Below are 21,380 nucleotides of genomic sequence, written 5' to 3' on the forward strand. Positions count from 1 at the left end.
TTCGACCTATTCATAAAATTGGATACGAGCGTGCTGCCAATTATTATATTGTTCCCTCTCATACTGGGTACAATCCTCGTCAGATGGCTGAAACAATTCTCCCGTGGTGCCACGGCGCTGGGGGCAATCGGCGTCAGCCTGACCAGCTTCATCCTGTTACTGACTCAGGCTGAATCAGTCTTCAATGATATTCCCATCCTGCAAAGCTGGTCATGGCTGCCTCAGATGGGAATCGATTTCAGTTTCCGCCTTGATGCTCTCAGCCTGATCTTTGCCCTGCTGATCACCGGCATCGGCACGCTGATTTATATTTACGCTTATTATTACCTCAACCCCAAAAATTCACTCAGTAAGTTGTATGCCTTATTGATGCTGTTCATGGCGGCCATGCTCGGGATTTCCCTGTCCAATAATCTGATGATTTTACTGGTCTTCTGGGAGCTGACCAGTATTTCATCTTTCCTGTTGGTGGGTTACTGGAGTAATTACGAAGCCGCCCAGCGGGGTTCACGCATGGCCCTGACCATTACCGGTATGGGGGGGCTTGCCATGCTCGGTGGATTTGTCTTACTGGGGCAGATCACCGGCACCTATCAGATTGATCAGATCACGGCCATGGCTCCAGCCATTCAGCAACATGCACTGTTTGTTCCGGCATTGTTGCTGATTCTGCTGGGGGCATTTACCAAAAGTGCTCAGTTCCCCTTTCATTTCTGGCTGCCGAATGCCATGGCGGCACCGACGCCGGTTTCGGCCTATCTGCATTCTGCAACCATGGTCAAGGCAGGAATTTTCCTGCTGGCGCGCTTACTGCCGATTTTTGTCGGATCTGTGCTTTACCATAACCTGGTGACCACCGTCGGTTTACTGACCCTGTGCATGGCTGCTTTTTTTGCCATTTTCAAGGAAGATTTAAAGGGTCTGCTCGCTTATTCAACCATCAGCCATCTGGGTTTAATTGTCTGTCTGCTGGGGATCGGCTCTCCACTGGCCGTGGCTGCGGCAATTTTTCACATCATTAACCATGCCACCTTCAAAGCGGCACTGTTCATGATTGCCGGTATTGTTGACCATGAAACAGGCACCCGGGATTTAAGAAAACTCAGCGGCATATGGCAACTGCTGCCCTTTACAGCAACCCTGGCCATGATTACATCAGCCGCGATGGCAGGTGTGCCGTTAACCAACGGTTTTTTATCCAAAGAGATGTTCTTTACCGAATTACTCGCCAGTCTGTCCGGCGGATTCATGGTGTTTGCAGCCATTGTTGCAACCTGTGCCGGATTGTTTGCCGTTGCCTATTCAACCCGACTGGTACACGGGGTATTTTTTGACGGAGATGTCGGCCATAAAGTCCCGAAAAAAAATGCCCATGAACCTCCAATTGGCATGCGCTCACCGGTTATTCTGCTGGCTGGCCTGTGCATACTGGTGGGTATTCTTCCGGCATTACTCGTTCAGAATATTGTCAATACCGGCACCCGGGCCAGCACCCAGCTGGCCGGCTTTGAAGGGGTACATCTGGCCATCTGGCACGGTTTTAACCTGCCTTTACTGATGAGTCTCATTGCACTGGCAGGCGGTGTCATTTTTTACTTTGCCCTGGCCAAAGGTGGGCGGATCCGTGACATTGACCTCGACACAAGCCTGGGCAAACTGCAGGGCAGATTGATCTTCGACGCTTTTTTGAAACAACTGCTGACAGTTTCCCGGAAAATCAAACAAAAAACCGAAACCGGCTCACTGCAGAATTACCTGCTGTGGATTGCAGTCTTCACTCTTGTGCTGGTGGCGACACCCTTCATCAATCAGGGTTTAAGCACTGGAACCCGTGAACTCAGTCATGCACCAGTTATTGCCATTGTGCTGTGGCTCATTCTGTTCTCTGCCTGCTGGATGATGCTGTGGTTCCATCATGAACGGATTAAAGCCGTACTGATCAGTGGTGTTGTCGGGCTGATCGTCACCCTGATCTTTGTCATACTTTCTGCACCGGATCTGGCACTGACCCAGATCACCGTGGATGTAGTCACTACCGTATTGCTGCTGATGAGTCTGTCATTATTGCCTCAGCTGACTCCGTATGAATCCAGCCGTACCCGACGCTGGCGCGATGCCATTATTGCCATCGGCGGTGGACTGGGCATTGGCTGGATCAGCTGGCTGATGCTGACACGCGACCACGATTCCATTTCATGGTTCTTTGTGCAGCAGGCACTGCCATTGGGCGGCGGTTCAAATGTAGTGAATGTGATTCTGGTTGACTTCCGTGGCTTCGATACCTTTGGTGAGATTGCTGTGCTGGGCATTGCCGCCATTGGTGCCCTGTGCCTGATGGATGGCATGCGGGCGCATGGCACCACCATAACTCAGGGACTGACCTATCGCTTTAACCCATCTCCCCTGATGTTCCGTATGACGGCTTCATGGATTTTACCACTGGCGCTGGTGGTCAGCCTGTATATTTTCTTCCGGGGCCATAATTACCCCGGAGGCGGTTTTATTGCCGGTTTAATCACGGCCATTGCATTGGTGATTCAGTATATTGCCCTGGGACAGGATCAGGCCGAGCAAATGCTGAAAGCCCGATCCGGCCGTCTGTATGAAATATGGATTGGCCTCGGCCTGATGATTGCCGGCTTAACCGGAATTGCTGCATGGCTGTGGGGACGTCCATTCCTGACCAGTGCACATATTTATGTAGAAACCGGCCTCTTCGGCAAAATGCATCTGGCATCTGCCGCAGCCTTCGATTTAGGTGTTTATGCAACTGTTGTAGGTGCAACCCTGTTATTAATTTCCGTATTGGGCGACTCCAGGCACTCAGGCATGTCCGGTCCGCTACCCAGGGAGTAATCATCATGATCAGCATAGAATTTTTACTGGCTTCCGGGATTGGATTACTGATGGCAACTGGCATTTATCTGCTGTTACGTGCCCGGACCTTTCCGGTAGTCATGGGGCTGGCCCTGATTGGTTATGCCGTCAATCTTTTCTTATTTGCCATGGGCAGAGTTCAGCTCAGTGCCCCGGCCATTCTGACTGACGCCACCAGAGTCACCGACCCCCTGCCTCAGGCGCTGGTGCTGACCGCCATTGTCATTGGTTTTGCAACCACAGCCTTTATTGTACAGCTGGCACTGCGCAGTCGCTATGAATCCGGAAGTGATCATGTCGACTCCAAAGAAGAACTGAGTAACTATGACCCGCGTGAGGATGAACCATAATGATCACGCCACTGGACTTCTGGCATCAGCATATGCCAGTTTTGAGTATACTAATTCCTGCATTTACGGCATTCATTCTGGTTTTACTGGGCAATCCAGGTTCAGGCTCACTGACACACGACTGGCGTCAGCCATGGCGCCGCACAATCAGCCTGGTCTCTGTCCTGTGCGGGCTGGTCACCGCTGTCAGCTATCTGATTGCAAGCAATACCGGACACATTTATGTCTATCAGCTCGGTGAATGGGCCGCACCCTTTGGTATTGTCCTGGTGCTGGATCGCCTGTCTGCATTCATGCTGGTGCTGACCTACAGCCTGGCAGTCCCGCTGCTGTGGTTTGCAAGTAAAAAATGGGATGAACGCGGACGCTATTTTCATGCGATGGTTCATTTTTTATTGATGGGGCTCTGCGGTGCATTCCTGACCGGAGATTTATTCAATTTATTTGTCTTCTTTGAAATCCTGCTGATGGCATCCTACGTTCTGCTGCTGCACGGACAGGGCAAGGCCCGCTTTCAGCTTGGCATTCACTATGTCACCATTAACCTGCTTGCATCTGCACTGTTTCTGATTGGACTCGGCATGATTTATGGCAGTGTCGGCAGCCTGAACATGACAGATGTCGCCCGCCTGTTGCCCACGCTGGAAAATGACCGACATCAACTGGCCGTGGCAGGTGGGCTATTGCTGTTCGTGGTGTTCGGAATCAAAGCGGCCATGCTGCCAGTCGGTTTCTGGTTACCTAAAACCTATGCCGTTGCCGCAACCCCGGTTGCAGCATTATTCACCATTATGACCAAAGTCGGTATTTATGCCATTTTACGGGTCAATGGTACGGTGTTCGGTGGTGAATCCGGTCAGACATTGTTCAGTCACTGGCTGTTGCCCATTGGTCTGATCACTTCACTGTATGGTGTGATTGCCGCACTGGCCGCTGAACGCTTACGGCGCTTTGCCGGTTTTATGATTCTATCATCGGTTGGCACCATTCTCATTGCAATATCCATGTCCAGTACAGCTGCCTGGGCAGCAGGACTGTATTACCTGGTGCACAGCACCCTGATTGCTGCTTCACTTTATCTGTTGTGCGGATGGATTACCTCACAGCGGGGTGAATTCAAGGACCACCTGAAAGTGGCGCCTAAAATGAAGCAGGATAGAATAATTGCCGCGACATTTTTCATCATTGCATTAATGATGGCAGGGTTACCACCTTTCAGTGGTTTCCTGGGTAAGATCATGATATTGCAGGCCACTGCCGGTTTCCCGGATCAGGGCTGGGTCATTGGCTTTATTTTAACGGTCAGTCTGCTCAGTATTATTGCTTTTACCCGGGTCGGATTCATTCTGTTCTGGCGGGCAACCTCACCTGAAGAGAATCCGAAAGAGGCTGCCTATATTGCCTATCAGTTGCTTCCGGAAAAAGCACCCCCCAGGAATGATCAGGCCATTTACCTGTTACTGACCGCACTCATGCTGTATGTGCTATGTGCTGCCCCGATTCTGAATTATGTTCAGCAGACCGCGCAGCAGATTCAACAGCCGGATTTATATGCTCAGACCATTCTGAAACGGGATGAAAATCAGCAGGTGATCAGTGTCCAGCCATTTGACCCCGACTATTTACCCGAAACCAAATATGGCGGTGAGACTGAAGATCCCAATGCGCATTACATTCCGTATATGATCAATAAAAATACCCTTGAAGGTGAGCATCTCTCGGAATATAAACAACGTCAGATCCAGCAGCAGGAACACGAGCAACATACATTTGATCAAAACGTCAGCCTGAAGCCAATGGAGCAATAAATGAAGGAAAATCTTTCGCTGATTGATCGTTGTCTGCCACACCCCTTTGTTTCGGTGATTGTGGCTTTGTGCTGGCTGATGCTGAACCATAGTCTGCAGGGCTTTGACATCATGGTGGCCATCGTGCTGGGATTCATCATTCCGCACCTGATCCAGCCATTCATTGTCAGAACCCCCAATATTCACTGGAAACGCGCTGTGCAGCTGTTTTTTGTGGTGCTGTGGGACATTATCGTTTCCAATATCCGCATTGCCATACAGGTTCTTGGTCCCACCAGTAAACTCCATCCCAAATGGTATCGTGTGCCGCTTGAGACCAGTCATGAACATGTCAATACCCTGCTGGCGATGATCATTACCACCACACCGGGCACTGTCAGTGCCGGAATCGACCAGGAACGCGGTGATATTCTGGTGCATGCCTTAAGTTCAGATGATCCCGATCAGGACATACAGAACATCAAGGCCCGCTATGAGACTCCACTGATAGCGATCTTCAATATTCAACCGGGAGAACAGAGATGATGATCCTGCCCTATACGCTGGGAATTTGCCTGCTTGCAGTCACCATTTCCATGCTGCTGTGTCTGATCCGACTGGTGACAGGACCTTCCATTGTTGACCGGTTGCTGGCACTGGATACCCTGTTTCTGAATGCAACCTGTCTGGTGGTGATCCTGGGCATTTACTGGGCCACAAGCCTGATGTTTGAAGGTGCATTACTGATGGCCATGCTCGGATTTGTATCCACCGCAGCACTGGCACGTTACTTTACCACAGGCCATGTCATCGACTAGGGGAATGATATGCAACTTATTTTTGAAATCGCCATTTCCGTATTTCTGATCATCGGGGCCTTTTTTACCCTGGTCGGTGGAATAGGCATGATCAAACTGCCCGATCTGTTTATGCGGCTGCATGCGCCCACCAAATCAAGCACGCTCGGCCTGGGCAGTTTTCTGATTGCAGCCATGCTCTATGCTGCCGCACATAGCCGACTGGGACTGGCTGAACTGCTGATCAGTTTATTGGCCTTTATTACAGCACCGGTATCTGCCAATTTAATTGCACAGGCGGCCATTCATCTGAGACTGCGCTCCACCAGTGGTGAGGTGCCCGAGGCATTGAACCGGCCATTGCCATGGCAAAACCGGCGGCGGATGAAACAATTTAAGGATGAGATGTAAATGGCATGGTTCACTGAGGAGAAATGGACTGCCACTTTCCCGGATTAAGATCTGCCATTATTTTTTGACAGAGAGGAGAACATGATACGTACGCATGATTTTTCTTCATTTCAGCACACCATTACAGCAGCACGACAACAGCAATAATTTTCCCTTGAAAAATAGACTATTTTGAAATATGAAGATGAATTCAGAGTGTTCTTAATCATGACCGTTTATGCATTGGTTTCTTTTCTCATTTATTCTTTTGTCACATCGATTACACCCGGGCCCAATAATATCATGCTGATCTCTTCTGGCCTTACTTTTGGCTTTAAAAAATCAATCCCTCATATTCTTGGTATCGGTTGTGGCTTTGCGCTCATGGTCTCTCTGGTGGGCACCGGAATTGGTTCCATACTGACATCGTCTAAACTTTTATATGAGATGGTTAAAATTGCCGGTATCTGTTATTTACTGTATCTGGCCTATCAGATATTCAAAGCAGATCGTGTCAATACGACCAATAGTACGCAAAAGCCAATGACATTGGTCCAGGCGGCATTATTTCAATGGGTCAACCCCAAGGCATGGATCATGGCCATGGGCGCTGTGACAACCTATACATCATCAACCAGCGATATCACTGTTTTTATTATGATTGGCGTGATTTATGGCCTTGTCAGTATTCCCTGTGTCGGCGTCTGGGCCTATGCCGGAGATAAGCTGCAAAAATTTATTCATGATCCGGGGAAAGTCCGTAAGTTTAATATTTCAATGTCTATTTTACTGGTGCTTTCAATCGTCTCGCCTCTTATGGAAACGTTTCAGTTTTTCATGTCCTGATCTGTATCAATTCAACACCATTTCACAATAAATCAGTCCACAACCCATCTTCTCTTCAATCCAGTAAATCAATAATCCGGCAATAAAAAGGCCTGCATGATTGCAGGCCTTGTAAATAACTGAATAATTGCTTACTCAATCTTACTGAGTTACTTCATGTAGTTGATTTATTTCAGACATCCAGGTAATCCAGAATACCTTCTGCTGCCTGACGGCCTTCCCAGATCGCTGTCACCACCAGATCAGAACCACGCACCATATCACCACCCGCAAAGATTTTTGGATTAGAGGTCTGGAACTTATAGGTCTGCTGTTCTGCTGCAACCACGCGGCCTGAACCGTCCAGCTGAATATTGACATCAGCAAACCAATCCGCCGGACTGGTCCGGAAACCAAACGCCAGTAACACAGCATCGGCAGGCAATACTTCTTCTGAACCTGGCACAGCCTCCGGACTGCGGCGGCCGCGACTATCCGGATCACCCAGTTGAGTAGTCACCACCTTAACTCCGGTGACTTTACCATTTTCACCCACAATTTCAATGGGCTGACGGTTAAACTGGAACTTAACCCCTTCTTCACCGGCATTTTTGACTTCACGGCGTGAACCCGGCATGTTTTCCTCATCACGACGGTACGCACAGGTTACCTCCAGCGCTCCCTGGCGAATGGAGGTTCGGTTACAGTCCATTGCCGTATCCCCACCTCCCAGTACAATCACCTTTTTACCTTCAACACTGATGTATTCAGCAGGATCCTTTTCCCAGCCCTGACAGCGGTTTACATTGGCAATCAGAAAATCCAGCGCATCATAAACACCGTCCAGATCCTCACCGGCAAAACCGCCTTTCATGTAGGTATAAGTCCCCATTCCCATAAATACGGCATCATAATCTGCCAGTAACTGGTCAATGCTGATATCCGTACCGATTTCTGTATTTAAACGGAATTCAATACCCATATTATTAAAAATTTCACGGCGGCGCTTCATGACATCCTTTTCCATCTTGAATTCTGGAATGCCGAAGGTCAGCAAACCACCAATTTCAGGACGCTTGTCAAACACCACCGGTTTGACCCCATTTCGCACCAGAATATCCGCACAGCCCAAACCGGCTGGACCGGCACCAATAATTGCCACCTTTTTATCGGTCCATTTGACCGAAGACATATCCGGGCGCCAACCCAGTGCAAAGGCTGTGTCATTAATATATTTTTCTGCATTACCAATGGTGACCGCACCGAAACCGTCATTCAGGGTGCAGGCCCCTTCACATAGACGATCCTGCGGACAGACACGGCCACAGACTTCCGGCAGGGTATTGGTCTGATGGCACAGCTCTGCCGCCTGAAAAATACGGCCCTCGGTGATCAGCTTCAACCAGTTGGGAATATAATTATGTACCGGGCATTTCCACTCACAATACGGATTACCGCACTCCAGACAGCGATGCGTCTGATTGGCTGCAATTTCCGTTGTATATGGCTTATAAATTTCCACAAACTCCGCTTTGCGGACCGTCAGATCTTTTTTCTCTGGATCCTGGCGCGCTACATCCAGAAATTGAAAGTCATTGTTTAGGCGCTCTGCCATGTCTCTCTCCGTGGGGTCAGTGTGAAGCTGCTCTGACTTATACTGCTGTGTATAAATCAGAACTTATCCACACCTGCCTAAAATTTGAGTAGTGGAATTTACTGTGGATCTGCCTGAGTTGTTTTCAAAAGCGTCTGCAAATTCGCAGCTTTTGGCTTAACCAGCCAGAATTTACGGCTGTAAAAATCGAACTCATTACGGATCTTGTATGCCCAGGCACTGCCCGTTTCCTGAATATGCTCATCCAGTATACGGCTCAGGAACTCCTGATGCTCTTCCATCGTTTCTGTCGAAATACGATTCAACTCAATTAACTCATGGTTATAGTGATCGACAAAGTCATTGTCCAGATCCAGTACATAAGCAAAACCACCGGTCATGCCTGCCCCGAAATTATGTCCGACTTTACCCAGCACTGTGACAATACCACCGGTCATATATTCACAGCAGTGATCCCCTGCGCCTTCAATCACGGCAAATGCACCGGAATTACGGACAGCAAAACGTTCACCGGCAATACCAGCCGCGAAGATTTTACCACCAGTTGCACCATATAAACATGTATTACCAATGATTGAGGTATTTTGCGTCTGGAACGGCGACCCCTTTGGCGGGAAAATGGAAATCCGTCCACCGGCCATACCCTTACCGACATAGTCGTTGGCATCGCCTTCCAGTTTAATATAGAGACCACCGGCATTCCACACACCCAGTGACTGGCCCGCAGTACCGGTCAGATTGACTTTCACCGGATGTGCTTCCATGCTCAGATTGCCATAACGACGGGCAATTTCACCGGAAATACGTGCCCCAATGGAGCGGTCACAGTTACCAATGCTGAAATGATATTCACCGCCAGTACCCGCTTCAATGGCCGGCAGCATCTCTGCAACCATTTTTTCGGCAAGTATGCCCTTATCGAAGGGTTCATTGCCCTGAACTTCACAGTATTGCGCCTTGCCCTGAGCAGACGGATGTGATTCCAATAAAGCGCTTAAATCCAGGTGAGCATGTTTTTCCGTTTCACCCGGCAGGACCTCAAGCAGATCAACCCGGCCAATCAGCTCTTTTAAGCTGGCCACGCCCAATGCAGCCAGCCATTCACGGGTTTCTTCTGCAATAAAGTGGAAGAAATTAATCAGCATTTCAGGTTCACCAATATAGTGTTCCTGACGCAGATGATCCTGTTGTGTGGCAACCCCGGTCGCACAGTTATTCAAATGGCAGATCCGCAGGTATTTGCAGCCCAACGCAATCATTGGAGTTGAACCAAAGCCGAAACTTTCTGCGCCCAGAATGGCAGCCTTAATCACATCCAGGCCGGTTTTTAAACCACCATCCGTCTGAACACGGACTTTACCCCGCAGATCATTGACACGAAGTGCCTGATGCGCCTCACTCAATCCAAGCTCCCACGGGGAACCTGCATGGTGAATTGAAGACAGTGGAGAAGCTGCTGTACCTCCGTCATAACCTGAAATGGTAATGAAGTCGGCATAGGCCTTGGCCACACCAGCTGCAATGGTTCCCACCCCTGGCTCAGACACCAGTTTGACGGACACCATAGCCTGTGGATTAACCTGTTTTAAGTCAAAGATCAACTGGGACAAGTCTTCAATGGAATAAATGTCATGATGCGGCGGCGGTGAAATCAGCGTTACCCCCGGAACCGAATAACGCAACCGCGCAATCAGCCCGTTAACTTTACCACCCGGCAACTGACCGCCTTCACCCGGTTTTGCACCCTGTGCCACCTTAATCTGTAAAACTTCAGCAGAAGTCAGATAAGCTGGAGTCACACCAAAACGACCCGATGCAATCTGTTTGATTTTCGAGTTACGGATGGTGCCATAACGTGCCGGATCCTCACCGCCTTCACCAGAGTTGGAACGGCCACCAATGGTATTCATGGCAATGGCAATCGCTTCATGGGCTTCTGGAGACAATGCTCCCAGCGACATTCCGGCCGAGTCAAAACGCGGCAGAATAGCCTCAACCGATTCAACCGCATCCAGTGGAATTGGCTTCCCGGTTTTCAGTTTGAATAAATCACGAATCGTTGCCACCGGACGGTGATTGACCAACTCTGCATATTCCTTAAAGTCTGCATAGTTGCCTGAACGGACAGACTTGTGCAACGCATTGATCACATCCGGGTTAAATGCATGATATTCCTTATCAAATACAAACTTCAGCAAACCACCCTGATCAATGGGCTTACGTGATTTCCACGCAGTATCCGCCAGTTTTTTCTGGTCATTTTCAAGATCGCTGAAAGTTGCGCCCTGAATACGGCTGGGCACCCCAATGAAGCACTTATCGACCACTTCACTGGACAGACCCACTGCTTCAAACAGCTGACCGCCACGGTAGGACGCCACGGTGGAAATACCCATTTTTGACAGAACTTTCAGCAGGCCTTTTTCAATGCCCTTACGGAAATTGGCCTGTGCATGAATCGGATCTCCCAGCAGCTCACCTTTGGCAACCAGGTCATTAATCACATCATAAGCCAGATACGGATAAACAGCTGTCGCACCAAAACCCAGCAGAACAGCGAACTGATGCGGATCCCGCGCCAGGCCGGTTTCCACAATAATATTGGCATCGGTACGTAAACCGGTCTGAATCAGATAATGGTGTACTGCACCGGTCGCCATCAGGGCATTGGCCGGTAAATAACCTTCACGAATTTTCTTATCGGTCAGCACCAGTAAAGTTTTACCGTCACGGATTGCCTGTGCAGATTCTTCACAAATGCGTGAAATCGCAGCCTGCAAACCTTCACTTTCTGTATAGTTCAGATCGATATCGACAATTTCATATCCCGGACGCCCCAGGGTACGCAGCTGATGCATTTTTGAATTGGACATGACCGGACTGGAAATAATCAGACGATCGGCATGTTCAGGACCCTGTTCAAATACGTTCTGTTCGCGGCCCAGGTAGGTTTCCAGCGACATGACAATCGATTCACGCAATGGATCAATCGGTGGATTGGTCACCTGTGCAAACTGCTGGCGGAAATAGTCAGACACATGACGGACCTGACGTGACAATACTGCCATTGGCGTATCATCCCCCATTGACCCCACAGCTTCCTGACCACTTTCTGCAATTGGACGCAGTAGCTGATCACGCTCTTCAAAGGTCACCATGAACATTTTCTGAGCGGCTTTCAGCGCATCGCCTTTCAGCCCCTGGTCACACAGATATTCTTCAAGTTCCGGACTGCCCTGTAGACGGAATGAGTTTTCACGCAGCCATTCACGATAAGGGCGCATTTTTTTCAGATGAGTACTGACGTCCTGCGTATCCAGCATTTTGCCGGTCAGGGTATCCACCACCAGAATCTGGCCGGGACCCACACGTCCCTTGGAAATGACATCTTCAGGTTTATAACCCCAGACCCCTATTTCAGACGCCAGGGTAATATAGCCATTTCGGGTAATTACCCAGCGCGCAGGGCGCAGGCCATTACGATCCAGCATACAGATGGCATGACGGCCATCCTGAATCACCAGACCCGCCGGGCCATCCCAGGCTTCCATATGTTTGGAGTTGAATTCATAGAATGCACGCAGGTCAGCGTCCAGTGTTTCCACGTTCTGCCATGCAGGTGGAACCAGCATCCGCAAGGCACGGAACAGATCCATGCCGCCACCGATCAGAATCTCCAGCATGTTGTCCAGACTTGACGAGTCAGAACCGGTCCGATTTACAATCGGTTTCAGCTCAGTCAGACCCGGTAGCAGCGGGTTCTCAAGTTTTGGTACCCGCGCCATTGCCCAGTTACGGTTTGCCGTAATGGTGTTGATTTCACCATTATGTGCAAGATAACGGAAGGGCTGCGCCAATGGCCATAAGGGCAGGGTATTGGTGGAGAAACGCTGATGGAATACCACAATATGCGACTGTAAACGCTCATCAGCCAGATCGGTATAGAAATCTGCAATCGCAGCCGGCATCATCAGGCCTTTATAGCTGATGACAGTTGAACACAGCGTCGTGACATAAAATGAAGTGTCTGCGCTTAACTGCTGCTCTGCACGACGGCGGGCAAGGAATAATTTACGATTGAATTCAACTTCTGTCAGCCCCATTGGACAGTTGACAATCACCTGTTCAAATGCCGGTAATGAGCGGAGTGCAATTTCACCCAATGCGTCGTTACTGGTCGGCACAACACGCCATGCAAGGACTTTCAGCCCCTCGGATTCAATTTCCCGGCTTAATATCTGTTTCGAATGCTGTGCAATTGCAGGATCAGTATTTAAAAATACAGTTCCCACCGCAAATGTTTCACTCAATGTAATGTCACTGAGTTTCTTTGCTTCGTCACGGAAAAACTGTTTTGGCATGGCCAGCAGTAATCCACAGCCATCCCCCGTCTTGCCATCTGCAGCAATACCGCCACGGTGCGTCATGGAACTTAAACTATGAATTGCGGTCCTGACCAGATCATGACTTGCATCCCCCTGCATATGAGCAATCAGACCGAAACCACAGTTATCCTTAAACTCATCAGGTTGATATAACCCCTGAGCGGGAGCTACAGTATTAAGCGATGGCATGTGCATAGCGTACCCTTCCTTCAACAGGCCCTGGCGGGCAAAAAAACATTCAAATTTCAGCATTCACACTAAAAGAGTATAGATACTCATCAGTAAAGCATTTAAAGAGGGCTCGTTTCCAGTCAACTTTGACTTTAATTGCAAGAATTATTTTCAATCCATGCACCACTTTAAAGCAGATGAAACAGCTGAGATCGCACACTAACCGGCTCGTTTCGCGCCAAAACAGGGACAACCAGCACAATTAGCGCATCAATAAAGCAAAAAATATGCCAGAAGATACAATATATTAGCAAATCACTAAAATATAAACAAATAAATAAACACGCAGAATAAAAGCGCTATTTTATATTGTATTATTTGCACCAATTTTGTGCATAATTATAATTATTGAACCACAGTGCGCCATTTTGACTCCAATAATGCGCCAATACTGCTGTCAGTTGAAAGGATCACTGATTTCCTGTGGCGCCGGCTTTTTCTCAACCGGTGCTGCGGGCCTGGATTCCTGGGGCTTAGGCTGATCCATCACAGCCGTATGTGAACGCTGTACATCCACCACATTCCCCTGTGAGTCTTTACGGGTAATGGTGGTTTTAGTGGTTGCATCGGCAGCATCCGTTACAGCAGGGGCAGCCGGTTTAGGCTGAACCATCAGACTTTCATCAATCACAGGCAACGCCGCTGGCCGGAGTCTGACTTCATACAGTTTATTGGTTCCCTGCATTTCCACCGCACTCAGATCATTCACCAGCGATGCAAACTGCTCCAGCTGTACGGCCCGGGGATGTATTGAGTCCGGCAACCCCAGTTTCAATTGTTTCAGCTGATGGGCGGCATCGACTTCACTCTTAAATACCCCGTAACCCAGGATATACTGGGCAACCTGATCTTCACCGCTTAAACGAAAATAAATAAAGGGATGGCGATTTTGCTGCCGTTGCAGAAAACTCCGGATGATATCTTCATCCGTGACCCGGAATAATTCCAGCGTCCAGTTTTTCTTATTGTCCTGGATAAATTTTGTGCCCTGAAATTCAGCTTCATGATTCCCGGCTGCGATCACACGAGTAGTCAGCTCAAGTGGCCGTACTTCGTCCGTCAGACTGCCCAGATGGGAACTGGCAGCTACTTTCTCCGGCTGAATCTGCGTCTGAGTTTCCTCAATCGGACTGGCCACTTTCACCAGTTCCCTGCTGTCTGTCATGATCCAGAAAATCAGTGCAATCACCAGACACAGCACACTGGCAATCAACCAGATATATTGTCGGATAGTTTGCCAATTCAGGTGCGCTGTTGTGGTCATGAATAATCCCTGTCACGTTCATTCTGATTTGCAAGAATGGCCTGTTTCATCTGTTTAGTATCAAAATCCCGGGTAATGATGGCACGCCCCAGTTGCTTCAATAAAACCAGACGTAACTGACCATCCAGCACCTTTTTATCATGGGCCATATAGGCCAGAAAGTCATCCAGCGGAATTTCCGGACATGCTACAGGTAAATTTGCACGATGAATAATATTTTTTGTACGGGCCAGATCCTCAGCTGAAATCCAACCCATGCGATGTGATAAATCTGCGGCCATGACCATGCCTGTAGCCACCGCTTCACCATGCAGCCACACGCCATACCCCAGATAGGATTCAATGGCATGGCCAAAGGTATGCCCCAGATTCAGCAATGCCCGTTCACCCTGTTCCTTTTCATCCCGGGCAACAATAGCGGCCTTATGCGCACATGAGCGATATACCGCTTCGGCCAGCAGCGTCGCATCCCGACCAACCAGCCCGTCCATATGCGCCTCAAGCCAGGCCAGAAACTCAATGTCTCCCAGCAGCGCATATTTAATCACCTCGGCCAGTCCCGCAGACAACTCACGATCCGGCAAAGTGGCCAGCTGTGACATATCTGCCAGCACCACCTGTGGCTGCTGAAAGGCACCAATCATGTTTTTACCCAGTGGATGATTAATGCCGGTTTTCCCCCCCACACTGGAATCGACCTGAGATAACAGCGTGGTAGGCACCTGAATAAAATACACCCCCCGCTGGAAACAGGCAGATGCAAAACCGGCCATATCGCCAATCACACCGCCACCCAGTGCCAGTACGGTACAATCCCGGTTAAATCCCGCCTCGAGCAGCGCATCAAAAATTAAGTTTAAGTGTTCAATATTCTTATATTTTTCACCATCAGGCAAAATACATGTCGCCACGGTTTTTCCCAGCTGCTGAATGGCCGTCACATAGTCATCCAGATACAGCTCACCCACGGTGGTATTGGTGACAATCATCAGCTGTTTCGCCGGGATATAAGGCTCAAGCAGTTGCTGTGGTTTCAATTGACTGCCAATGAAAATAGGATAACGACGATCCCCCAGTTCAACATATAAGGTTTGCATGATTTCCAGTACTCGAAGCCTAAATTCAGTTTAACGCTTTTGAAACAATGAGCTGCAAAATACTGACAGCCAGGTCACGTGCAGCCCCCTGATTGGTTTCAATAATATAATGTGCAACTTCACGGTAAAGTGGATCCCGGACCTTTAACAGATCTCTTAGTTTTTGTTCTGGATTTTCAACCTGAATCAAAGGACGGTTTTTGTCCCGGTAGGTTCGCTGCAACTGCAGCTCCACCGGGGTATACAGATAAACCACGATGCCGCGCTGTCTTAAAAACTCACGATTCACGGCCTGCGTTACAGCACCGCCACCGGTGGCGATTACCAGCTGCTGTTTTAAAGTCAGGTGATCAATCACCACCGATTCCCTGGAACGAAAGCCCTGTTCCCCTTCTTTTTCAAAAATCCAGGGAATGGTCGCACCGGTTTTTTTTTCTATTTCATGATCGCTGTCAAGAAATTCACGTCCCAACAGATCGGCCAGGTGCCGACCCACTGTTGTTTTTCCAGCCCCCATCGGCCCCACCAGATAAATATTTGGCAGGGTGTCAAACTCTTTGCCTGGCAAGGAGTCACCTATTGAATTGCTATCATTAAAACTATATTAATGATTTCTGTCAGCACTGTCATTAACAATTCTTGGTGTCACAAAGATCAGCAGTTCACGCTTATTCTCTGTTTTGGCGTCCTTACGGAATAAGCGGCCAACGCCGGGCAGATCCCCCAGGAACGGGACTTTGGTCTGGCTTTTCTTGGATTCCTGCTCAAAAATCCCGCCCAATACCACAGTTTCGCCATTATCCACCAATACATTGGTGTTAATCTCATTTTTATTCAGAATAATTTCACCATTGGGTGCAGTCCCTGCCGGAGAATCACTGGTAATATGCAACTGCATCTGCACCTTACCGTCCGGTGTAATACTCGGTGTCACATCCAGACTGAGCAGGGCATCCTTGAATTCCGTGGTTGCCGCAGCAGCACCACCCACAGTCTGTGTGGATTGATAAGGGATCTGCTGACCTGAAGACACTTTGGCTTTCTGCTTGTCCGCAGTCAATACTTTAGGGGTTGAAATCACTTCCCCATAGCCATCTGCCTGCAATGCCGATAATTCAAGATCAAGCATAAAATCGGACAGACTGATTAAACCAAATGCAATCTTGCTTGCACCGGCACCAGTCACACCCAGATCCACATTTAAATTATTGCCACCATCACGGTTAATTGTATATCGACCATCATCATCCGGCGTTTTTAAATCCCATAAGGTCCGCTCACTACCTCCGACCAGCAGGCTGTTATTCCGGGTAATGCCCTGGGAAAGGATACCCCACTTCACCCCCATTTCCCGGGTAAAATCCGTGGTGGCACGTACAATCCGGGCTTCAATCATCACCTGCCGGATTGAAACATCAAGCAAGTCAATCATACGTCGTACTTTATCAATATTTTGTGCAGTATCATTAATAATTAAAGTATTCGTCCGTGAATCAGCAACTGCACTTCCTCTTGAACTCAGTAAACTTTCAAGTGCAAGCGAATCTGAATTTGCAGTACGATTAGCCTCGGCCCCTTTACCATCACGGGATTCCTGCAACAGCTTTAGAATATCCGCTACTTTTGCATAACTTAACTGAATATATTCAGTTTGAATCGGTGCCAGTTTTACACTCTGTGCAATTGCCCGGGCTTCCTCTTCTTCAGCCTTGATTAACTCAGTAACGGGCGCAATCCAGATCACACTGCCATTACGACGTTTATCCAGATTTTTGGTCTTAAGAATAATATCCAGGGCCTGATCCCAGGGCACGTCCTTCAGGCGCAAAGTAATATTGCCCTGTACTGTATCTGCGGCCACCATATTGATGCCGGTGAAATCGGCAAGCAACTGTAATACCCGACGCACTTCAATATCCTGAAAATCAAGCGAGATTTTCTTGCCTGTATAGGCCTGGCTCGACTGAGGATGCACCAGTTTGTTCTCTTCAGGCCGTTTCAGACTGACCGTCAGTTTATCTTCTGCCTGATATGCCATGTATTCATAACTGCCGGATGACTGGATGCTGATCACCCCATTTGCACCATCGTTATAGGCATCAATTGCAGACACCGGCGTTGCAAAATCATTGACATTCAGACGGCGAATCAGGTGTGCCGGTATTCTGCTTCCCGGCAGACGCACCACCACCTTACTTCCCTGCTGCTGTACATCCACAGGTGTGCCGGCCCCCAGCAAATTAATGCTGACCTGTCCCTCACCGGCATTGCCGCGCTGAAAACCAATATCTGAAATCCCCTGACGCTGCTGACTGGCAACCGGTGTATTCGGTGCAGCATCACTGCCCTGACTTTCAGGACTGATCTTCAGAATAAAGGTATTGCCTTCCACGCGGGTGGTAAAAGCACTTTTATTTTTCAGATTGATGGTCAGACGTGAACGCTGATCATCCGATGCAACATTGACTGAACTTGCTTCACTGGTTGCCACGGGAATCACCGTCTGACCCAGGCCCTGTTTTGCCTGATCAAAATCCAGCACCAGTCGGGCAGGATTTTCCAGTTCATAGGCCTGTGGCTGCGGTGGCAGACCATTAAACATGATCCGGATCTCTGTACCCTGGCCCGGAATCTGCATCGGCACCACACGGGTCATGGTCATTTGTGCCGAAGCAACCTGCATGACCGCCACAGACACGGCCGCCACTGAACACTGTCGAAGATTAAAACTCATGAATTCACCGTCCCCAATACAAAATTTTTTCACACTTTTTTTCATTTTTATTCCTTAGTTTAGGCTCAATCGGTCAGCCCTATCAGCACCAGACTTCTCGGTCTTTCGATATACCCCTCCCGACCATCGGGCACAATTTCCAGCAGATCAATACGTGTCGGCGTTATGGCAATAATCCGCCCCTGATTCATCCCCATATAATTGCCACGCTGGACCCGCTCGATCTCACCATCCGGTGTCTGAATCAATCCAGTCACCTGTCCGCCATTGCCCTTCATACTGCCCTTCATGCTCAGCATTTCCAGGGCATAATTTTCAAGTGGCTGCTTTTGTCGGGAAGCATCAGGATAAACCCGCTTGCCCGACATGATTTTTAATTCATTGGCCAGTGAAAATGGCAGGAATGGGCTGCGCAGCTGCTGTGCCGAATAAATAAAGACAGGCACTGCAGCAAATACCGGTGCCGGTTCAATCGGCAAAGGCTGCTGACTGCGGATATTGGCCATTTCCTGATTCACTGCATCAATCCGCGAGTCACACCCCGTCAGACTGACTGCCATCATCAGACCACAGGCAATTTTGATGACTTTCATTGTTTTTCCCCCCCTGGCTGGCTGGCGGATGTCTGCGCATCCGGATTCTTTTTATCTTCAGCCCCGATATAGCGATATGTTTTTGCTTTTAATGAATAATTCACCACAGGAATATCAGTTTTCCTGTCCGGACTCGATACAGCATCAATCACAAAATCATGCATGGTCACAATTCGTGGCAAGGCAGCAATACCGCTGACAAAACTGCCGAATGCATGATAATCCCCGGTCGCATCAATGGAAATCGGCTGTTCAATAAAGAACTCCTGTTTCACTTCATTTTCCAGGCGAATATTTTTAAATTTCAGGCCGGCACTGACCCCGGTAATATTAATATCTTCCACCAGGCCGGGTATTTCCGTCTCTTTTGGCAACTGTTCAAGCTGCTGATCAAAGTTTGCCTCCATTTCCTGCAACTGAACCTGATATTGCTGCAGGTTCCTGAGTTTTGAATCCTTTTCCCTGAATTCACTCAATAGATTTTTTTCCTGCGCCTGAGCAGTCTGAATAATCTCCAGTTTGGGTCTGATCACCAGAAAGTACCCCAAAGCACACACCAGGAAAAATACAAATAACCAACAGGTGATTTTCACGGGAATCGGCCAGCTGCCGTAGTTATTCATGTCCAGGGTATTAAACTGCTGGAAGAATTTTTCAACTGTCATTTTTTTATTTTTAGGCCTCTGGTTTTCCGGGTCCTGCTGATTGAATTCATCGTGGTTCATTTCACCTCTCCCTGATGATTCTGCTGCTTCGAACCCTGATCAGAAGGCATCGCAATTTCACCCAGATCCACAGTGACGACAAAGCTGCCGTAAGCCTCCTCCACCCGGGGTACAATCGAACTTACCGGCTTATTCTTATTTTCTTCTGCCGCCAGGAAAGAGTTCATAAAGGCATTTCTATACCATTGTGACGCTTCCAGCCCACGCAGTAATTCAGCAACGGTATTCGGGCTTTCCGCCTTACCTTCAATGGTGAACTTATCTCCGGCCCGGCTGAACTTTGTAATATACATTGTCGCCGGAATCACCCGAACCAGCTCATCCACCAACCGTACAGTCACCGGTCGCTGTCCCTGCAGCCCCTGGATCAGCTTCATTCTTTCAATAATGGCATTTCTGCGTTCCTGCAACCCATCCAGGGTTTTCAGCTGTGTATCCAGATTCTGGTTAGTACTACTGATCAGTTGATTCGCCTGTTCCTGATCATTCAGTTTATGATCAAAATAAGCCCAGGCCAGCATGACCGCCACCAGCCCCAGCAGTGCCACGCCAATACAGATCACAATAAACTGTTTCTTGCGCCGTTCCCTGAGTTCATCACGCCACGGGAGTAAGTTAATCTTTGCCATTAATCAAAACTCCTCAGGGCCAGGCCACATGCGATCATCAATGACGGTGCATCATTTTCAATTTTTTTCAGATCAATTTGCGGAGAGAAGCCCATTTGTAGAAATGGATTGGCAATGGTCACCCGATAACCCAGTTTCTGCTGCAGCAATCGGGACAGTCCCGGAATATTGGCATTACCGCCAGCCAGAAGAATATGGTCAATTTCATTGAACTGGGAAGACGAAAAAAAGAACTGCAGGGATCGTGCTGCCTGCTGAACCACGGCATCAAGAAATGGGGTCAGAACTTCAATGTCATAATCGTCAGGTAAAGTTCCATCTTTTTTGGCCCGTCCGGCTTCGTCATAGGACAGGCCATAACGGCTCTGCACATCCTGAGTCAGTTGTTTGCCTCCAAACACCTGCTCACGGGTATAAATAATCTTGCCTTTCTGCATCACGGAAAGCGTGGTCATGGTATGGCCGATATCAAGAATGCCAACCATATTGACCCCAATGGGTAAAGTATCTGCAAATACTTCAAAAGCCCGTTCAAGCGCATAACTGTCCACATCTGCAACTTTCGGCGTCAGACCTGCGATCTCGACCACTTCCACACGCGAGTCAACATTTTCGGTCCGGGTGGCCACCAGCAGCACATTGACCCGCCCCGGACTGTTCAGTCGGTCAGGCAGGACCTCGAAATCAAGGCTGACTTCGTCCAGTGGAAAAGGGATATACTGTTCTGCATCCATACGGATCTGAACTTCACGCTCTTCATCCTGCATATCTGCATCCATCTCGATCACCTTGTGGATCACCATGGACGTCGGAACAGCAATGACCGCATTCTGTGACTGCGGGTTGGCAATATTGAATGCGCGCTCCACTGCATCAGCAACAGATTCCGGATTCAGAATGTTTTTTTCAACCACACTGCCTTCCAGTAATGGACTCAATCCATAACTTTCAACCCAGTAACGACCGTTCTTAACAGAGAGTTCCAGTAATTTTACAGAAGTGGAACTGATATCCACCCCGATCAACCCCTTATTTGGCTTACGATAGAGTCTAAGCACAATATGCTTCCTATTATTTTTTT

The 21,380-nt window shown here is 48.7% G+C and carries 17 protein-coding genes; 7 read left to right on the plus strand and 10 right to left on the minus strand.

Going from position 1 to position 21,380, the window contains the following annotated elements; genetic code table 11:
- Positions 1 to 18: 18 nt before the first annotated feature.
- The 7 genes from ACT6PV_RS13325 (at position 19) to ACT6PV_RS13355 (ending at position 7,047) form a co-directional block, all read left to right on the plus strand.
- On the plus strand, positions 19 to 2,856 hold the full coding sequence (locus ACT6PV_RS13325) for a monovalent cation/H+ antiporter subunit A (protein WP_445116769.1): 2,838 nt from the start codon (positions 19 to 21) through the stop codon (positions 2,854 to 2,856).
- Positions 2,857 to 2,861: 5 nt separating this feature from the next.
- Entirely contained in the window at positions 2,862 to 3,227 is a 366-nt protein-coding gene (locus ACT6PV_RS13330; RefSeq protein ID WP_445116770.1) for a Na+/H+ antiporter subunit C, read from the plus strand.
- Positions 3,227 to 5,035 (plus strand): monovalent cation/H+ antiporter subunit D, encoded by a 1,809-nt coding sequence (locus tag ACT6PV_RS13335; RefSeq protein WP_445116771.1) that lies wholly within the window; start codon positions 3,227 to 3,229, stop codon positions 5,033 to 5,035. The genes ACT6PV_RS13330 and ACT6PV_RS13335 overlap by 1 nt, the downstream gene beginning before the upstream one ends.
- Positions 5,036 to 5,560 carry a Na+/H+ antiporter subunit E gene (locus ACT6PV_RS13340; protein WP_445116772.1) on the plus strand — a complete coding sequence of 175 codons (525 nt, stop codon included), beginning with the start codon at positions 5,036 to 5,038 and terminating at the stop codon, positions 5,558 to 5,560.
- On the plus strand, positions 5,557 to 5,832 hold the full coding sequence (locus ACT6PV_RS13345) for a monovalent cation/H+ antiporter subunit F (RefSeq protein ID WP_445116773.1): 276 nt from the start codon (positions 5,557 to 5,559) through the stop codon (positions 5,830 to 5,832). Before ACT6PV_RS13340 ends, ACT6PV_RS13345 begins: the two co-directional genes overlap by 4 nt.
- Before the next feature lie 9 nt (positions 5,833 to 5,841).
- A complete protein-coding gene (locus ACT6PV_RS13350; RefSeq protein WP_445116774.1) occupies positions 5,842 to 6,222 on the plus strand; it encodes a Na+/H+ antiporter subunit G in 381 nt (126 codons plus the stop codon).
- A gap of 207 nt (positions 6,223 to 6,429) precedes the next feature.
- A complete protein-coding gene (locus tag ACT6PV_RS13355; RefSeq protein WP_445116775.1) occupies positions 6,430 to 7,047 on the plus strand; it encodes a LysE family translocator in 618 nt (205 codons plus the stop codon).
- Positions 7,048 to 7,219: 172 nt separating this feature from the next.
- Here ACT6PV_RS13355 and ACT6PV_RS13360 read toward each other — a convergent pair whose 3' ends face one another.
- The 10 genes from ACT6PV_RS13360 to ACT6PV_RS13405 form a co-directional block, all read right to left on the minus strand.
- Positions 7,220 to 8,641: an FAD-dependent oxidoreductase gene (locus ACT6PV_RS13360; protein ID WP_445116776.1), complete on the minus strand. Its 1,422-nt coding sequence runs from the start codon at positions 8,639 to 8,641 to the stop codon at positions 7,220 to 7,222.
- 98 nt (positions 8,642 to 8,739) lie between these two features.
- A complete protein-coding gene (gene gltB, locus ACT6PV_RS13365; RefSeq protein ID WP_445116777.1) occupies positions 8,740 to 13,215 on the minus strand; it encodes a glutamate synthase large subunit in 4,476 nt (1,491 codons plus the stop codon).
- A 439-nt stretch (positions 13,216 to 13,654) separates the two neighbouring features.
- Positions 13,655 to 14,521 carry a hypothetical protein gene (locus ACT6PV_RS13370; protein WP_445116778.1) on the minus strand — a complete coding sequence of 289 codons (867 nt, stop codon included), beginning with the start codon at positions 14,519 to 14,521 and terminating at the stop codon, positions 13,655 to 13,657.
- A complete protein-coding gene (gene aroB, locus ACT6PV_RS13375) occupies positions 14,518 to 15,618 on the minus strand; it encodes a 3-dehydroquinate synthase (protein ID WP_445116779.1) in 1,101 nt (366 codons plus the stop codon). Before aroB ends, ACT6PV_RS13370 begins: the two co-directional genes overlap by 4 nt.
- A gap of 25 nt (positions 15,619 to 15,643) precedes the next feature.
- On the minus strand, positions 15,644 to 16,186 hold the full coding sequence (gene aroK, locus ACT6PV_RS13380) for a shikimate kinase AroK (protein WP_445116780.1): 543 nt from the start codon (positions 16,184 to 16,186) through the stop codon (positions 15,644 to 15,646).
- Positions 16,187 to 16,222: 36 nt separating this feature from the next.
- The gene (pilQ, locus tag ACT6PV_RS13385; protein WP_445116781.1) at positions 16,223 to 18,397 is read right to left on the minus strand and encodes a type IV pilus secretin PilQ; all 2,175 of its coding nucleotides are present in this window, start codon (positions 18,395 to 18,397) and stop codon (positions 16,223 to 16,225) included.
- A 20-nt stretch (positions 18,398 to 18,417) separates the two neighbouring features.
- Positions 18,418 to 18,945: a pilus assembly protein PilP gene (locus tag ACT6PV_RS13390; protein ID WP_445116782.1), complete on the minus strand. Its 528-nt coding sequence runs from the start codon at positions 18,943 to 18,945 to the stop codon at positions 18,418 to 18,420.
- Positions 18,942 to 19,670, minus strand: coding sequence for a type 4a pilus biogenesis protein PilO (locus tag ACT6PV_RS13395; protein ID WP_445116783.1), 729 nt, complete (start codon positions 19,668 to 19,670; stop codon positions 18,942 to 18,944). Before ACT6PV_RS13395 ends, ACT6PV_RS13390 begins: the two co-directional genes overlap by 4 nt.
- Positions 19,667 to 20,299 carry a PilN domain-containing protein gene (locus tag ACT6PV_RS13400; RefSeq protein WP_445116784.1) on the minus strand — a complete coding sequence of 211 codons (633 nt, stop codon included), beginning with the start codon at positions 20,297 to 20,299 and terminating at the stop codon, positions 19,667 to 19,669. Before ACT6PV_RS13400 ends, ACT6PV_RS13395 begins: the two co-directional genes overlap by 4 nt.
- Positions 20,299 to 21,357 (minus strand): pilus assembly protein PilM, encoded by a 1,059-nt coding sequence (locus ACT6PV_RS13405; protein WP_445116785.1) that lies wholly within the window; start codon positions 21,355 to 21,357, stop codon positions 20,299 to 20,301. Before ACT6PV_RS13405 ends, ACT6PV_RS13400 begins: the two co-directional genes overlap by 1 nt.
- Positions 21,358 to 21,380 lie beyond the last annotated feature (23 nt).

Source organism: Acinetobacter sp. WZC-1, from assembly GCF_052544965.1.

What these genes read in the sequence shown, in the direction of transcription:
- ACT6PV_RS13330 (WP_445116770.1), top strand. Translation starts at nt 2,862, where the DNA reads ATGATCAGCATAGAATTTTTACTGGCTTCCGGGATTGGATTACTGATG.
- ACT6PV_RS13335 (WP_445116771.1), top strand. Translation starts at nt 3,227, where the DNA reads ATGATCACGCCACTGGACTTCTGGCATCAGCATATGCCAGTTTTGAGT.
- ACT6PV_RS13340 (WP_445116772.1), top strand. Translation starts at nt 5,036, where the DNA reads ATGAAGGAAAATCTTTCGCTGATTGATCGTTGTCTGCCACACCCCTTT.
- ACT6PV_RS13345 (WP_445116773.1), top strand. Translation starts at nt 5,557, where the DNA reads ATGATGATCCTGCCCTATACGCTGGGAATTTGCCTGCTTGCAGTCACC.
- ACT6PV_RS13350 (WP_445116774.1), top strand. Translation starts at nt 5,842, where the DNA reads ATGCAACTTATTTTTGAAATCGCCATTTCCGTATTTCTGATCATCGGG.
- ACT6PV_RS13355 (WP_445116775.1), top strand. Translation starts at nt 6,430, where the DNA reads ATGACCGTTTATGCATTGGTTTCTTTTCTCATTTATTCTTTTGTCACA.
- ACT6PV_RS13360 (WP_445116776.1), bottom strand. Translation starts at nt 8,641, where the DNA reads ATGGCAGAGCGCCTAAACAATGACTTTCAATTTCTGGATGTAGCGCGC.
- gltB (WP_445116777.1), bottom strand. Translation starts at nt 13,215, where the DNA reads ATGCCATCGCTTAATACTGTAGCTCCCGCTCAGGGGTTATATCAACCT.
- ACT6PV_RS13370 (WP_445116778.1), bottom strand. Translation starts at nt 14,521, where the DNA reads ATGACCACAACAGCGCACCTGAATTGGCAAACTATCCGACAATATATC.
- aroB (WP_445116779.1), bottom strand. Translation starts at nt 15,618, where the DNA reads ATGCAAACCTTATATGTTGAACTGGGGGATCGTCGTTATCCTATTTTC.
- pilQ (WP_445116781.1), bottom strand. Translation starts at nt 18,397, where the DNA reads ATGAAAAAAAGTGTGAAAAAATTTTGTATTGGGGACGGTGAATTCATG.
- ACT6PV_RS13390 (WP_445116782.1), bottom strand. Translation starts at nt 18,945, where the DNA reads ATGAAAGTCATCAAAATTGCCTGTGGTCTGATGATGGCAGTCAGTCTG.
- ACT6PV_RS13395 (WP_445116783.1), bottom strand. Translation starts at nt 19,670, where the DNA reads ATGAACCACGATGAATTCAATCAGCAGGACCCGGAAAACCAGAGGCCT.
- ACT6PV_RS13400 (WP_445116784.1), bottom strand. Translation starts at nt 20,299, where the DNA reads ATGGCAAAGATTAACTTACTCCCGTGGCGTGATGAACTCAGGGAACGG.